The 13,927-nt window shown below is 67.9% G+C and carries 10 protein-coding genes; 3 read left to right on the top strand and 7 right to left on the bottom strand.

Annotated elements, in window-relative coordinates:
* Positions 1-5: 5 nt before the first annotated feature.
* The 5 genes from DMH03_RS04895 to DMH03_RS04875 form a co-directional block, all read right to left on the bottom strand.
* Positions 6-1,610, bottom strand: coding sequence for an SdrD B-like domain-containing protein (locus DMH03_RS04895; protein WP_125791547.1), 1,605 nt, complete (start codon positions 1,608-1,610; stop codon positions 6-8).
* Positions 1,611-1,735: 125 nt separating this feature from the next.
* A complete protein-coding gene (locus tag DMH03_RS04890; protein WP_125790761.1) occupies positions 1,736-3,838 on the bottom strand; it encodes a PhoX family phosphatase in 2,103 nt (700 codons plus the stop codon).
* 179 nt (positions 3,839-4,017) lie between these two features.
* Positions 4,018-6,060: a PhoX family phosphatase gene (locus DMH03_RS04885; protein ID WP_125790760.1), complete on the bottom strand. Its 2,043-nt coding sequence runs from the start codon at positions 6,058-6,060 to the stop codon at positions 4,018-4,020.
* Between the two features lie 98 nt (positions 6,061-6,158).
* Positions 6,159-7,376 (bottom strand): MFS transporter, encoded by a 1,218-nt coding sequence (locus DMH03_RS04880; RefSeq protein WP_125790759.1) that lies wholly within the window; start codon positions 7,374-7,376, stop codon positions 6,159-6,161.
* On the bottom strand, positions 7,366-7,827 hold the full coding sequence (locus DMH03_RS04875; RefSeq protein WP_125790758.1) for a MarR family winged helix-turn-helix transcriptional regulator: 462 nt from the start codon (positions 7,825-7,827) through the stop codon (positions 7,366-7,368). The genes DMH03_RS04880 and DMH03_RS04875 overlap by 11 nt, the downstream gene beginning before the upstream one ends.
* A 77-nt stretch (positions 7,828-7,904) precedes the next feature.
* Here DMH03_RS04875 and DMH03_RS04870 point away from each other — a divergent pair, with 77 nt between their 5' ends.
* On the top strand, positions 7,905-8,546 hold the full coding sequence (locus tag DMH03_RS04870; RefSeq protein ID WP_125780009.1) for an HAD family phosphatase: 642 nt from the start codon (positions 7,905-7,907) through the stop codon (positions 8,544-8,546).
* A gap of 90 nt (positions 8,547-8,636) precedes the next feature.
* Here DMH03_RS04870 and DMH03_RS04865 read toward each other — a convergent pair whose 3' ends face one another.
* Both DMH03_RS04865 and DMH03_RS04860 read right to left on the bottom strand, forming a co-directional pair.
* A complete protein-coding gene (locus tag DMH03_RS04865) occupies positions 8,637-9,719 on the bottom strand; it encodes an inositol-3-phosphate synthase (protein WP_125790757.1) in 1,083 nt (360 codons plus the stop codon).
* 63 nt (positions 9,720-9,782) lie between these two features.
* The gene (locus DMH03_RS04860; protein WP_005168208.1) at positions 9,783-10,328 is read right to left on the bottom strand and encodes a PadR family transcriptional regulator; all 546 of its coding nucleotides are present in this window, start codon (positions 10,326-10,328) and stop codon (positions 9,783-9,785) included.
* A gap of 248 nt (positions 10,329-10,576) precedes the next feature.
* Between DMH03_RS04860 and DMH03_RS04855 the strand changes: the two genes are divergently transcribed.
* Entirely contained in the window at positions 10,577-10,990 is a 414-nt protein-coding gene (locus tag DMH03_RS04855; protein ID WP_125780012.1) for a DUF5318 domain-containing protein, read from the top strand.
* Between the two features lie 505 nt (positions 10,991-11,495).
* The gene (locus DMH03_RS04850; protein WP_125791546.1) at positions 11,496-13,883 is read left to right on the top strand and encodes a transglycosylase domain-containing protein; all 2,388 of its coding nucleotides are present in this window, start codon (positions 11,496-11,498) and stop codon (positions 13,881-13,883) included.
* The last annotated feature ends 44 nt before the right edge of the window (positions 13,884-13,927 follow it).

Raw genomic sequence — 13,927 nt, 5'->3', positions numbered from 1 at the left:
ACAATTCACGGTTCGAGCAGTCCGGCGTCCCTGGTCAGGTCCTCCGGCGCCCCCGGTTCGGCCACCGGCGTGCAGCCGGTCGCGGGATCCGCCGCCGAATCGGTGCCGTTGTACCGCGCCGCGCCTGGCCGGGTCAGCTGACGGGAGCCGACGTCGAAGCACACCTGGTACGAGCCCGGACGCAGGCTTTCGAAGGCGTAGCGCCCGTCGGGCCCGGTCACGGTCGAGCCTGCTTCCTTGCCCGAAGCGTCCTTCAGCGTCACCTTCACGTCCGGGACGCCGAGCTCGTCGCGGCTCTGGATGCCGTCTTTGTCCTTGTCCAGCCACACGAAGTCGCCCAGTTTGCTCGTCGGCGCGGTCAACCCCGCCGCGAGCGTCAGGTCGAGGCGTTTACGAGGGCCGACCGTGGTGGTCGCCGTGCAGCCGGTCGCCGGGTCGGCGTCCGAGTCCTTCGCGTCGTCGCCCGCGTCCTTCGTCGTGTACGTGAAGGGAAGTCCGCTGATGTCGAAGCAGACCTGGTAGATGCCGTCTTTCAGCTTGGTGAAGCGGTACTTTCCGCCGGCGTCCGTCGTGAGGGTGCCGAGCGCCGTGCCCGACGCGTCCTTCAACGTCACCTTCACGCCCTGCACGCCCGGTTCCCCGGAGTCCTGCAGCCCGTTGCGGTCCAGGTCGTTCCAGACGAACTCGCCGATCTCGTCGATCGCGGGTGGCGGGGTGACCTTGATGGTCGTGGTCGCGGTCTTCTTCGGCACCGTGCCGCTGGAGACGGTCACGGTGCTGACGTGGCCGTTGTCCGCTTCGGTGACGTTCTTGTGGTCGCAGGTGACGGTCGCGGACTTACCGCCTTCGAGGGTCGCGATCGGGGCGGGTTTCACGTCGCAATACGGGTCTTCGACCTTGATGTCGGTCAGCGTCGTGGTGCCGTCGTTGGTGACGGTGAACCGGTAGTTCGCGGTGGTGCCCGCCTCCAGGGTGGCCGTGGCGCCCCAGGCGCCGCTCGCCGGATCCCGCACCTCCGCCTTCGCCGAGAACGAGTCGACCCGCAGGTGGACGCAGTCCCACATGACCCAGTTGCGGTCGGTGGCGGCGAAGAACTTCACCGAACCGGCCGACGGCGGGGCGGTCGACGGCGGGAAGTCTTGCCGGGCCAGTCTGCCGTCGGCCTCGACGGCGTGCACGACCTTGAGCTTGTTCTCCAGGACGACCTTGCCGGAGCCGTCGTAGAACCGCAGCCCCGTCTCCTGGACGGCGTCCGCGCGCCGGAGGTTGCCGTCGTTCGTGCCGGTCCAGTCGGTCAGCGTGTAGACGGCGCCGGGCACGAACTTCATCGCCGCGTAGGCGGTGCTGATCATCTTGTCCGGCGTCGAGATCAGGGCGTATTTGCCGCCGTCGGACTGGTAGCCGCCGGCCGTCGACAGCCGCGGTTGCTTGCTCCTCGGCGTTCCGTTGGGCACCGGGGCGGCCGGGTTGAACGTGTACCCGGCGGGCGGGCTGCCCTGTTCCACGCTCGGATTCGGCGCGGCGCCGCCGGTGCAGCCGGACGGGACGGTCGCGGCCTGCGCGGACGCGGGAACGGTACCCGCCACGAGTGCGCCTGCCGCCATGAACACCAGTGCCCTTTTCACAGGGCTGAAGCTAATGAGCGCGACGGGGTCCCGTCATCACCGAACGGTGTCGTCCGGCGCCCCGATCAGGCAGAAGAGTCTCGCCGAGAGTGATCGGGGCGCCGGAGGCACTACTTGACGCCGATGCGGCCGACCTGGCCCCAGCGGCCCTTCTTCCACACCGACACGATCGACGGCCGCGGCTGCGAAGTGCCGCCGTCCGGCCAGTGCGACACCGGGCTACCCGAGTTCGGCGCGTCCTCACCGGGGTGCTGGACCGCGACGAGCACCAGGTGATCGGTCACGACCGGGCCACAGGCCTCTCCGCCGTTCGGCACGGTGAGGAACTGCTTGACCTGCCCGCGCTGAGGACCGGTGACCGGGACCGAGAAAAGGCCGTCGTTCGAGCCGAGCGCGTTGCCGTCGGTGGAGATCCACAGGTTGCCGTGCCGGTCGAACGCGACGTTGTCCGGGCAGGAGATCGGACTGACCTGGTCCTTCGGGAAGCCGCCGAAGTAGGTGTCCGCCGTCTTCGGGTCACCGCAGACCAGCAGCAGCCGCCAGGAGAACTTCGTCGACGCGGCGTCGCCGCCGTTCTCTTCCCACTCCAGGATGTGGCCGTTGCGGTTGTTCGGCCGCGGGTTCGCCTCGTCGACGTTCGCCTTGCCTGCGGGGCCACGCTGGCTGTTGTTGGTCAACGCCGCGTAGATCCGGCCGTTGACCGGGTTCGGCTCGATGTCCTCCGGCCGGTCCATCTTGGTCGGCTGGACCTTGTCCGCGGCTTCGCGGGTGAAGATGTAGACCTCTTCGGCGGTGAAACCGTCCACAAAGGACTTGTCACCGGCGGCCAGCGGGATCCACTCGCCGACACCGTCGAATTCGCCGTCCGCCGGGAGCTTCCCGGTGCCGTCGATCTCGGCTGCCGGGCTGTCGCCGGTGAACCGGCCGACGTACAGCGTGCCGTCGTCGAGCAGCGCCGAGTTGTGACGACGCGCGTGCGCGCTCTTGCCGGGCTTGTACTTGCCCTTGGAGACGAACTTGTAGATGTACTCGAAGCGCTCGTCGTCACCCGAGTAGACGGCGACGCGGCCGTCCTTGGTGATCTTGATGTTCGCGGCCTCGTGCTTGAACCGGCCGAGCGCGGTGTGCTTGATCGGCGTCGAGTTCGGGTCGTTCGGGTCGATCTCGACGACCCAGCCGAACCGGTTGGCCTCGTTGGGCTCCTGCGCGAGGTCCCAGCGCTTGTCGAACCGCTCCCACTTGCGGGTGCTTTCGGTGCCGGAGAAGCCGTACCGCTTCAGGCGTGCCGCCGCGACCGGGTCGGTGACCTTGGCCGCGTTGGCGAAGTACTGGTTGACGTTCTCCTCACCGGAAAGCACGGTGCCCCAAGGGGTCACGCCGCCGGCGCAGTTGTTCTGCGTGCCGAAGACCTTGCGGCCGGTCGGGTCCGCGGAGGTCTTGAGGTACTTCGAACCGGCGGCCGGGCCGCGCACCTCGAAGGCGGTGTTCAGCGTGATGCGGCGGTTGAACGGGCTCGGCGTCACGCGCAGCGCGCCACCGATCGGGTCGCGGAAGGCCTGGACGACCGAAAGGCCGTGCGCGGCCCACGCGATCTTGACCTGCTCCTCGGTCGGGTTCTTCGGGTCGTACTGGTCGACCGGGAACATGTGGACCTCGGTGGTGTACTCGTGGTTCACCACCATGAGGTTGCGAATCCCCAGCGGATCCTGCGGGATCAGGCCGACGAAGTCGCAGTTGTAGCCGAACTGCTTCGCCTGCGCGGCGGCGGTCTGCTTGGTGAAGTCGAACTTCGGCGCGCCGGATTCGACGGCGTCGCCCCAGCGGATGACGACGCGCTGCTCGTAACCCTCGGGGATGGTGACCGCGTCGAGCGTGTTCGGCGGCACCGCTTCGAAGTCGGTGCCGGGCACCGGACGCCCAGGACGGCCCGGCTTGCCGTGGCCCGCGGCCGAGACATCGGCGGGGGTTTCGGCGGCGGCCGTACCGGACAGCGCGGCGAAACCACCGGCGGCCGCGGCCATCACGGCGCTCGCCTTCAGCGCGCCACGACGGGACAGCATGTTCTTGACGACGTCGCCGAAGTATTCGTTGTCCGACGTGTTCGGCTCGGGGTGGGCGCACGCGTTGCCGCAGCGGTACTCGCAGGTGACCGCGGAGCGGCCACCGGGGTGGGAGGTGATCAACGGCAGCAGCCGCTGAGGCTCGAAGGACACAGGGCCTCCATGGTCGCGGTGGGTACACGTAGTCCAGTCGGGGGAACGTCGTGACGGTAAGCGACCAAAACGATCCAGCTCTGGCCAGCAGATGAACAGCGCGCGAACGAGCGATGGCGCGCTGCCGGACCCGGCCGCGCGCCATCGACGAAAAGTACTGCTAGATCGTTGCTTACCGACTAAGAACCGATGTCGGACAGGCCGTGCCTGCCGGGTTTCCAGACCGCCACCACCGAGGGCCGGGGCTGGGTTTCCCCGCCGTCCGGCCAATGGGAGGCCGGTTTGTCGGCGTTCGCACCGTCGACTTCACCCGGATGCTGGACACAGACCGTGACGATCTTCCGTTCGACGATCGGCCCGCAGGTCTCCGCGCCGCGGGGCACGGTGAGGAACAGCTTCAGCTCCCCGCGGTTGCGGCCTTCCAGCGGCACCGAGTAGAGGCCGTCGTTGATGCCGAGCGCGCCCGCCGAGTCGGTGGAGATCCACAGGTTGCCGTGATCGTCGAAGGCCACGTTGTCCGGGCTGGAGATCGGCGAGACCTGGTCCTTGGGGAAACCGGCGAAGTAGGTGTCCGGCGACGCGGGATCACCGCACACCAGGAACAACCGCCAGCTGAACGTCAGCGCGAGCGCGTCGCCGCGTCGTTCCTCGAACTCCAGCACCTGACCGTGCTTGTTGTTCAGCCGCGGGTTGGGCTCGGTGGCGCCTTCCTTGCCGGGGTTGCCGCGCTCGACGTTGTTGCTGAGCGCGCAGTAGATGCGGCCGGTGCGCGGATGCGCCTGGATGTCCTCCGGGCGGTCCATCTTGGTGGCGCCCACCTTGTCGGCCGCCTCGCGGGTGAAGACGTACACCTCTTCGGCGGTCATTCCGTCCACAAAGGACTTGTTGCCCGACGCCAGCGGGATCCACTCGCCACTGCCGTCGAATTCGCCGTCACTGGGCAGTTTCCCGGTTCCGTCGATTTCGGCGGCCGGGCTGTCGCCGGTGAACCGGCCGACGTAGAGCGTGCCGTCGTCGAGCAGGGTCATGTTGTGCCGCCGGGCGTGCGCGCTGTCGCCCGGCTTCATCCGGCCCTTCGAGATGAACTTGTAGATGTACTCGAAGCGCTCGTCGTCGCCGGAGTAGGCGACCACGCGGCCGTCCTTGGCGATACGGATGTTCGCCGTCTCGTGCTTGAACCGGCCCAGATGCGTGTGCTTGACCGGGGTGCTGTCCGGATCGTTCGGGTCCAGCTCGATCACCCAGCCGAAGCGGTGGGCCTCGTTCGGTTCCCTGGCGATGTCCCAGCGCGCGTCGAACCGCTCCCACTTGCGGGTGGTCGCGGTGCCCCTGATGCCGTAGCGCGCGTATCGCTTGCGCTTCACGGGGTCGGCCACCGTGTCCGCGTTCCCGAAGTACTGGTTGATGTTCTCCTCGCCGGACAGGATCGTGCCCCACGGCGTGACCCCGCCCGCGCAGTTGTTCATCGTGCCCAGCACGACCGTTCCGGTGGGGTCCGCGGCGGTCTTGAGCAGGTCGCTGCCCGCCGCCGGACCCGTCACCTTGAACGGCGTGTGCAGCGTGATCCGCCGGTTGTAGCGGGACATCCTTGGCCGCAGATGCCCGGTGTCGCGTCCGCGCGACACCTGGACGACGGTCAGCCCGTGGGCGGCCCACGCGATCTTGACCTGTTCCTCGGTCGGGTTGTCCCGGTCGTAACCGCGGAACATGAACTCTTCCGACGTGTACTCGTGGTTCGTGACCAGGAGCGAGGAGAGTCCGAAATGATCAAGGGGCAGCAGCGCGGCGAAGTCGCAGTTGTAGCCGAACTGCTTCGCCTGCGCTTCGGCGGTCTGGTGGTCGAAGTCGAACTCCGGCGCGCCGGGCAGCACCGCGTCACCCCAGCGGATCACGATGCCCTGCTCGTAGCCTTCCGGAACGACGACGGCGTCGAGCGTGTTCGGCTGGACCCGCTTGTAGTCGGTGCCGGGTGGCGGTTTCGGACGCCCCTCGGGGGCGGCCGACGCGGGCGCGGCGAGCGCGAGCGGGGTGCCGGCGGCCAGCGCGACGACGGCTGTTGCCTTCAACGCGCCACGGCGGCTCACCGCGCCGAGCACGTCGGCGAAGGTGGGGTTGTCCGAGGTGTTCGGCGCGTCGTGGAAGCACGCGTCGCCACAGCGGTAGGTACAGGTCACTGAGGCCCGGCTTGGTGAGTGGCCGGCCAGCAACGGAAGGAACTTCACTCGGACCTCCGGTCAGGCAGTTCGGGAGGTCGACGCTAAGGCACCGGACCAACGAGAGGAAACCCCTCGTTGGTCCGGCGTTCACCTTTTGTTCCGATTCACATCTCTTCGCCCACGAGGACCGCTCCGGCCGGGATCGTGTGCGGGTCGGCGGTCTTCTCGCGGATCGTCAGCAGGGCACCGGCGAGCACGCACAGGATCGCGGCGATGACGAACGGCGCCTGCTTCGCGCCGAACCACTCGGCCAGGTGACCGACGACGGTCGCGGCGACCGCACCACCGAGCCAGCGGCAGAAGTTGTAGCCCGCGCTCGCGACCGGACGCGGGGCGCCGCTGATCGACATGGCCGTACCGGTGAAGAGCGTGTTGAGCAGACCGGACACCAGCCCCGACAGGATGATGCCGACCACCAGCACCGGCTTGCTCGGGATCGCCATGACCAGCAGCAGCACGGCGTAGCCGAAGACGGCGACCACGGTCGCGTGCCGCTCACCGAGCTTCGCGGCGAGCTTCGGCGCCAGCACCACGCCCGCGACGGCGACCGAAAGGCCCCAGCCGCAGAAGATCAGGCCGACGGCGACGGCGCTCCACTCCAGCACGAACGGCGACCAGGCCAGCACCACGAAGAACGCGGCGGTGTAGAGCGCGGAACCGATCGAGGTACGCAGCAGGCCGCCGTGCTTCAGCGCGCGGAACGGGTCGAGCAGGCGGATCTTGGGCCGCTGCTCCTTCGCGTCGGCGGTCAGGAAGATCGAGCACAGCACGAGACCGCACAGCATCAGCAGCGAAGTGCCGAAGAACGGGCCACGCCACGAGATGCTGCCGAGCAGGGCGCCCAGCAGCGGACCGACCGCGAGACCGACACCGAGCGCGGCTTCGTACAGCAGGATCGCGCTCGCCTGGCCGCCGGTCGCGGCGCCGACGATGACCGAAAGCGCGGTCGCGATGAAGAAGGCGTTGCCGAGACCCCAGACCGCGCGCAGCCCGATGAGCTGCTCGATCGACCCGGACGCGGCGCACAGCGCGGTGGCGACGACGACCAGTGTCAGCCCGGCGACCACGGTCCGCTTGGCCCCGAACCGGGCACTCATCGCGCCGGTCACCAGCATGGCGACCGCCTGGACGCCGAGGTAGCTGGAGAACAGCAGCGTCACTTCGGACGGTGTCGCTTGCAGGCCTTCGGCGATCGACAGCAGGATCGGGTCGACCAGCCCGATGCCCATGAACGCGATGACCGCGGCGAACGCGGTGATCCATACCTGTTTGGGCTGTCCCTTGACGGCGTCCAACAGGCTCGAGTGGTGCTCAGCGCTCATCGCGGATCAGTTCCTCCTTCTTGTTGTCGTCCTGCAGCAACCTGGTGAGGGCGGGGAGCGCGGCTTCGATCGCGGTGCGGTCGGTCTCGTCCAGCTCGAAGAGCCGCTCGCGGAGGAATTCCTCCCTGGCGACGATCAACCGCCGATGGAACCGCTGCCCCTGTTCGGTGACCTCGACGAGCACCGCCCTGCCGTCGGCGGGATCGCGACGGCGGCTGACCAGGCCGAGCCGTTCGAGACGGCGGACGACGTCGGTCATCGTCGGCATCCGGACCCGTTCCAGGCCGGCGAGCGTGCTCATCCGGCGCGGACCGCCGTTCAGCAGCTCCGACAGCACCGATCCCTGGGTGAGGGTGAGCTGCACCTGCGGCGTCTCCCGGCGGACGAGGTAGTACAGCCGGAACACCAGCGGGCGGAGCCGGTGGGCGAGGTCGGCGACTTTCGTGGTCACTTAGCCATGCTAACTAAAAGTACTGAGCATGGCTAAGTAATATGCCGCACAGGTTTCCACCGCCTAGGCTTGGGGGCGTGGAAGCGGTGATCTTCGATCTCGACGGTGTCCTGGTGGATTCGGAAACGATGTGGGACGAGGTCCGGCGATCCGTCGTCCACGAGTTCCACGGCACCTGGCGGGAGGAATCGACCAGGGCGATGCAGGGGATGAGCACCCCCGAATGGGCCGCCTACCTGGCGCACGACCTCGGCGTACGGCTCCGGCCGTCGGACGTCGCGCAGGTGGTGATCGAGCGGATGGCGCGGCGATACGCGGAGAAACCGCCGATCATCCCGGGCGCGCCGGGGGTCGTGCGCGAGGTCGCGAAGCACTGGCCGGTGGCGATCGCGAGCTCTTCACCGCCGCTGCTGATCAAGGCGTTCCTCGACATCACGCGGCTGCCGGTGCCGACGGCGGTGTCGTCGGAGCAGGTCGGCGCGGGGAAACCGGCGCCCGACGTGTACCTGAAGGCGGCCGAGCTGCTGGGCGCGGAGCCCAAGAACTGCGCGGCCGTGGAGGACACGACGAACGGGCTGCGCGCGGCGCTGGCCGCGGGGATGAAGGTGTACGCGGTGCCGAATCCGCATTTCCCGCCGGATCCGGCGGTGCTGGCGGAGACGACTGTGGTCGGGAAGATCACGGACCTGCCGGCGGCGCTTCAGGACGCGAAGGACTGAAGCGGGCGTACCTCGCTTCAAATGCAAGGAACGGTCCGTTCCTTGCGAAATTTGCAAGGAACGGACCGTTCATAGCGCGCTACGGGAGGGTCACGCCTCGCCGGCGATGAACTTCTCCACCTCGTCACGCGCGGTGCCGTCGTCGTACTGCTCCGGCGGCGACTTCATGAAGTACGAGGAAGCCGAGAGGATCGGGCCGCCGATGCCGCGGTCCTTCGCGATCTTCGCGGCGCGCACGGCGTCGATGATGATGCCCGCCGAGTTCGGCGAGTCCCACACCTCGAGCTTGTACTCCAGGTTCAGCGGCACGTCGCCGAAGGCGCGGCCCTCGAGCCGGACGTAGGCCCACTTGCGGTCGTCGAGCCACTGCACGTAGTCGGACGGCCCGATGTGGACGTTGCCCTTGCCGAGCTCGCGGTCGACCTGCGACGTGACCGACTGGGTCTTCGAGATCTTCTTCGACTCGAGCCGCTCCAGCTCCTTCATGTTCAGGAAGTCCATGTTCCCGCCCACGTTGAGCTGCATCGTCCGGTCGAGCTGGACGCCGCGGTCTTCGAACAGCTTCGCCAGCACACGGTGCGTGATGGTGGCGCCGACCTGGGACTTGATGTCGTCACCGACGATCGGGACGCCGGCCGCGCGGAACTTCTCCGCCCACTCGGGGTCGGAGGCGATGAACACCGGCAGCGCGTTGACGAACGCCACACCGGCGTCGATGCACGCCTGCGCGTAGAACTTGTCGGCCTCTTCGGAGCCCACCGGCAAGTACGAGACGAGCACGTCGACCTCGGCCTCGCGCAGTGCCGCGACGATGTCGACCGGGGTCTCGTCGGACTCCTCGATGGTCTCGCGGTAGAAGCGGCCGAGTCCGTCGTAGGTGTGACCGCGCTGCACGGTGACGCCCAGCGGCGGCACGTCGGCGATCTTGATGGTGTTGTTCTCGGAGGCGAAGATCGCCTCGGACAGGTCGCGGCTGACCTTCTTGGCGTCCACGTCGAACGCGGCGACGAACTCGATGTCGCGGACGTGGTACTCGCCGAACACGACGTGCATCAAACCGGGCACGCGAGTGCCGGCATCTGCGTCGCGGTAGTACTGAACGCCCTGGACCAGCGAGGCCGCACAGTTGCCGACGCCCACGATGGCCACCCGAACGCGGCGGTTCTCGCCCATGCCGGTTTCTCCTTCATTAGTTCAACAGTTGTAGGTGGTGCGCAGCGAGCACTCCGGAGCGCCTCAGGTCTCCGGTCCACGCTGCTCGGCCTGTTCGTGCGCGATGAGCTCGTTGAGCCAGCGCACCTCCCGCTCACTGGACTCCAGCCCGAGCCGGTGCAGTTCACGGGTGTAGCGGTCGATCTTCTCCTCGGCCCGCGCCATTGCCGTCCGAAGCCCTTCTCGGCGCTCCTCGACCCGACGACGACGGCCTTCCAGGATTCGCATCCTGACGTCGGCCGGTGTCCTCGAAAAGAACGCCAGGTGGACGCCGAAGCCTTCGTCGTCCCACGTCTGCGGCCCGGCGTCGCCGAGCAGTTCGGCGAACCGTTCCTTGCCCTCGGCGGTGAGCTTGTACACGCGCTTGCCCCGGCGTGCCCATGCCCGGTCTTCCACCTCTTCGAGTTCCTCGACGAGGTAACCGGCGCGAAGCAGCCGGCGCAAGGTCGGGTACAGCGAGCCGTACGAGAACGTCCGGAACATCCCGAGCGTCTCATGCAAACGTTTGCGCAGCACGTAACCGTGCATGGGGGTCTCGTGCAGCAGCCCCAAGATCGCGAGCTCGAGCACACCGCACCCCCTTCCGGGAACAAACCGCGACCGGTCGCGTTGGCCACCGAGACCGGCTCGGTCAACCTACCGGCCCACTATATCGCGCCGATACATCGAAGTGGTGTAGCTAACCCCGATCGGGTACCCGGAAATCCGGCCGAAATTCATCGGACAGTTATCGAATCTTCGGCGTGTCCGACCGCGCACGGACGGTCCCCTCGCGAACGGGGCGTGGACCACACAGCAATAGCCCGTACTCTGTTGGCGTGCGAAACCAGCGGCAGGTCGTGGACTACGCCTTACAGCGGCGCTCGCTGCTCAAGGGCGTCCACTCCGGACGCGTCGGCACGTACGACGTCTGCGACGCGGGCCCGTACCTCCTGCGGGCCGCGAAATTCCACGGACGACCAGGTGAGCAGGACTGCCCGGTCTGCCATCGGGAGGAACTGACCCTGGTGTCCTGGGTGTACGGCGACGAGCTCAAGCACGCCGCCGGATCGGCCAAGACACCGGAAGAACTGGTACGGATGGACGGGCTCTTCGCGGAGTTCACCGTCTACGAGGTCGAGGTCTGCGGGAGCTGTCACTGGAACCACCTGGTGCGCTCCTACGTCCTCGGAACAGGAGATCCGGGAACCACCCGGCCACGGACCCGTTCGCAGAGGACAGCGGGTCAGTGACAGGTATCGAAAACGCAGTTGAGCACAGAGCGGCGTCCCCCGAAGCGCCGGTCTGGGAGGCCCATTCGTGAACGACGACCGCAACCGCTCCTGGCCAGGCCAGGAGCCTGATGCACCTCGCCGTGCCCAGTGGCCGGGTGAAGCCGACGAACCCGGCTGGCCGAGCGAAGAACCCCCGCGCCGCCCCCAGCGCCGGACACCTCCGAACGGCACTCCCCGCTCGACCCCGCCACGCTCAGTGACTCCACCGAACCCGCCGAATCCGCAGTGGCCCGGCGGTGACGGTGGCGGACCGGAGTGGCCGTCAGACGACGAACCGCGCCGTCCCGCGGCCCCGCGCCGCCCCAACGGCATGCCGCCGCGCAGGCAGGGACCCCCGCCGCCGGTGCCCGCCCGGGGCCCCGCCGGTGACCATCGTGTCCGTCAGGGCGCCGCCGGCCACCGTCCGCCGCCGCCTCCGCCCGGCAACCGCCGTCCCCCGGCTCCCGCCGACCAGGCGACCGCGCTGGTCCGGCCGGTCGAACCGGAGCCGTACGAGCGTGAGCCGGACCTCATCACGCATCACGCGCACAACGGCACCGAAGACCCGTACGGCTACGACCCGTACGACGATCGCTATGACGATCGTCACGAAAGCGCCGCACTCGGTGCCGAGGGCGAAGACCCGTACGAGGACGAGCCCGCCGGAGACGAGGACGGCGACAAGAAGAAGGTCCTCACGCCGAAGCAGCGCAAGAAGCGACGCTGGCGGATCATCCGCCGCGTCCTCTACGCGATGTTCGGCCTGTTCGTCGTGGTGCCGGCGATCGCGTTCGTCATCACCTATTTCTTCGTGGACGTCCCGACGCAGGAAAGCGTCGCGAGCCTGCAGAGCCAGCCGATCACGCTGATGTACGCCGACGGCAGCCCGATGGGCAAGATCGCGCCCGCCAGCGGCGGCAGCCGGTACCTGCTACAGCCCGGCGACATCCCGGACACCGTCAAGAAGGCCGTGTACGCGGCCGAGGACTCGTCGTTCGAGACGAACTCCGGATTCGACGTCGGCGGCATCCTGCGCGCGGTCTACAACAACGTCACCGGCGGCCAGGGCGGCGGTTCGACGATCTCCCAGCAGTACATCAAGAAGGCCACGGCCAACGAGGCGCCGACGCTCACCCGTAAATGGACCGAGCTGGCCAAATCCTTCAAGATGAACAACCAGATGTCCAAAGAGGAGATCATCACCGCCTACCTCAACACCATCTACTTCGGCCGCGGCGCGAACGGCATCGAAGCGGCCGCGCAGGCCTACTTCAAGAAGCCGGCCAAGGAGCTCGGCGCGTCCGAGGCGGCCCTGCTCGCCGGGCTGATCCAGGGCCCGAGCAAGTCCGAGAACGACGCGTACGCGCAGCGACGCTGGAACTTCGTGATGGACCAGATGGTGGCGAACAAGTGGCTCGATCCGGGTGAGCGCGCCGCCGCGCAGTTCCCGAAGCCGATCCCCAAGGCGCAGGCGAAGGCCGACGACGCCGGGACGCTGAGCCTGCACATCCGCAACCGGGTGATCGACGAACTCGAAGCCCGCGGCTACGACCAGGACCGGCTGCACCAGGGCGGCTTCAAGATCACCACGACGATCGACCCCAAGGCGCAGAAGATGGCCGAGGAGTCCGTCGCCGAGGGGATGAAGGGCCAGACGGACGAGAACATCCTGAACGCGCTGGTCGCGATAGACCCCAAGACCGGCGGCGTGGTCGCGTACTGGGGCGGTCCGGACTGGACGAAGAACGCGCAGGGCCAGGACGTCCAGGCCATCGACTGGGCGAACGTGCCGCACAACCCCGGTTCGGCGTTCAAGGCCTTCGACCTCGCCGCGTTCCTCAAGATGGGCAAGGGACTCGGCGAGACCTTCGACGGCTCCAACAACCGGAAGTTCGACGGTCGCACGATCCGGAACGCGGGCGAGAGCTCCAACTGCGGCACGCAGTGCACGGTCGCCGAGGCGATGAAGGTCTCCGCGAACACCGTGTTCTACGACATGGTGCGCAACGAGACGAAGGTCGACCCGGTGGCGAAGGCCGCGAAGGAAGCCGGCGTGATGGTGGAGGCCGACGGCGGCAAGGCGAAGCTGAGCCCCGACATCAACATCGCGCTCGGCGGTGGTGGCACGGTCACCACCGCGGAGGACATGGCGGCCGGTTTCGCCACGTTCGCCGGTGAAGGCGTCCGCCAGAAGCAGCACTTCGTCGCCAAGCTGACCAACTCGCAGGACGAGGTCGAGTTCGACGAGACGGCTCCCAAGGGAGCCCCCGCCTTCAGTGACGACGCCGGCAAGAGCAAGCAGATCGCGGGCAACGTCACCGACGCGCTCGAAGAGGTCATCCCGTACTCGAAGCTCAAGTGCCCGAAGGGCCACGAGTGCGCGGGCAAGACCGGGACGCAGCAGTACGACTTCAAGGACAGCGACCCGGCGAGCTACCGCGACCGCAACGCGCAGACCTGGATGGTGGGCTACACGCCGAGCATCTCGACGTCGGTGTGGGTCGGCGGCGACGGCAACAAGCCGCTGCACGACAAGAGCGGCAAGCCGATCTACGGCCGGACCATCGCCGGTCCGATCTGGGAAGACTTCATGTCCCGGTACATGACCGGCAAGCCTTCGGAGAAGTTCGAGAGCGTCAAACCGATCGGCAAGGACGCGCGGTACGTGCCGTCCACGACGGCACAGAAGCCGCCGGAGCCGTCGACACCGCCCTCGACGCCGTCGACCACCCCGACACCGTCGACGCCGACCTCGCCGACGGAGCCGACGGAAACCGGCGGCTGGCCGACAAAGCCGACAAAGCCCACCAAACCGACACGGCCTGGACCGGGGACTTCGGATCCGTTGTTCCCGAACGCCGAAGACCCGTGATGACCGGGCGAAACGCATGAAGGAAGGTGTGCCGGGCGGTCGCC

Origin of the sequence: Amycolatopsis sp. WAC 01376 (assembly GCF_003947415.1) — a bacterium.
In the GTDB taxonomy this organism is placed as follows: Bacteria; Actinomycetota; Actinomycetes; order Mycobacteriales; family Pseudonocardiaceae; genus Amycolatopsis.
The sequence above is the reverse complement of the archived record's forward strand: the minus strand, read 5'-3'. Positions and strand labels throughout refer to the sequence as shown.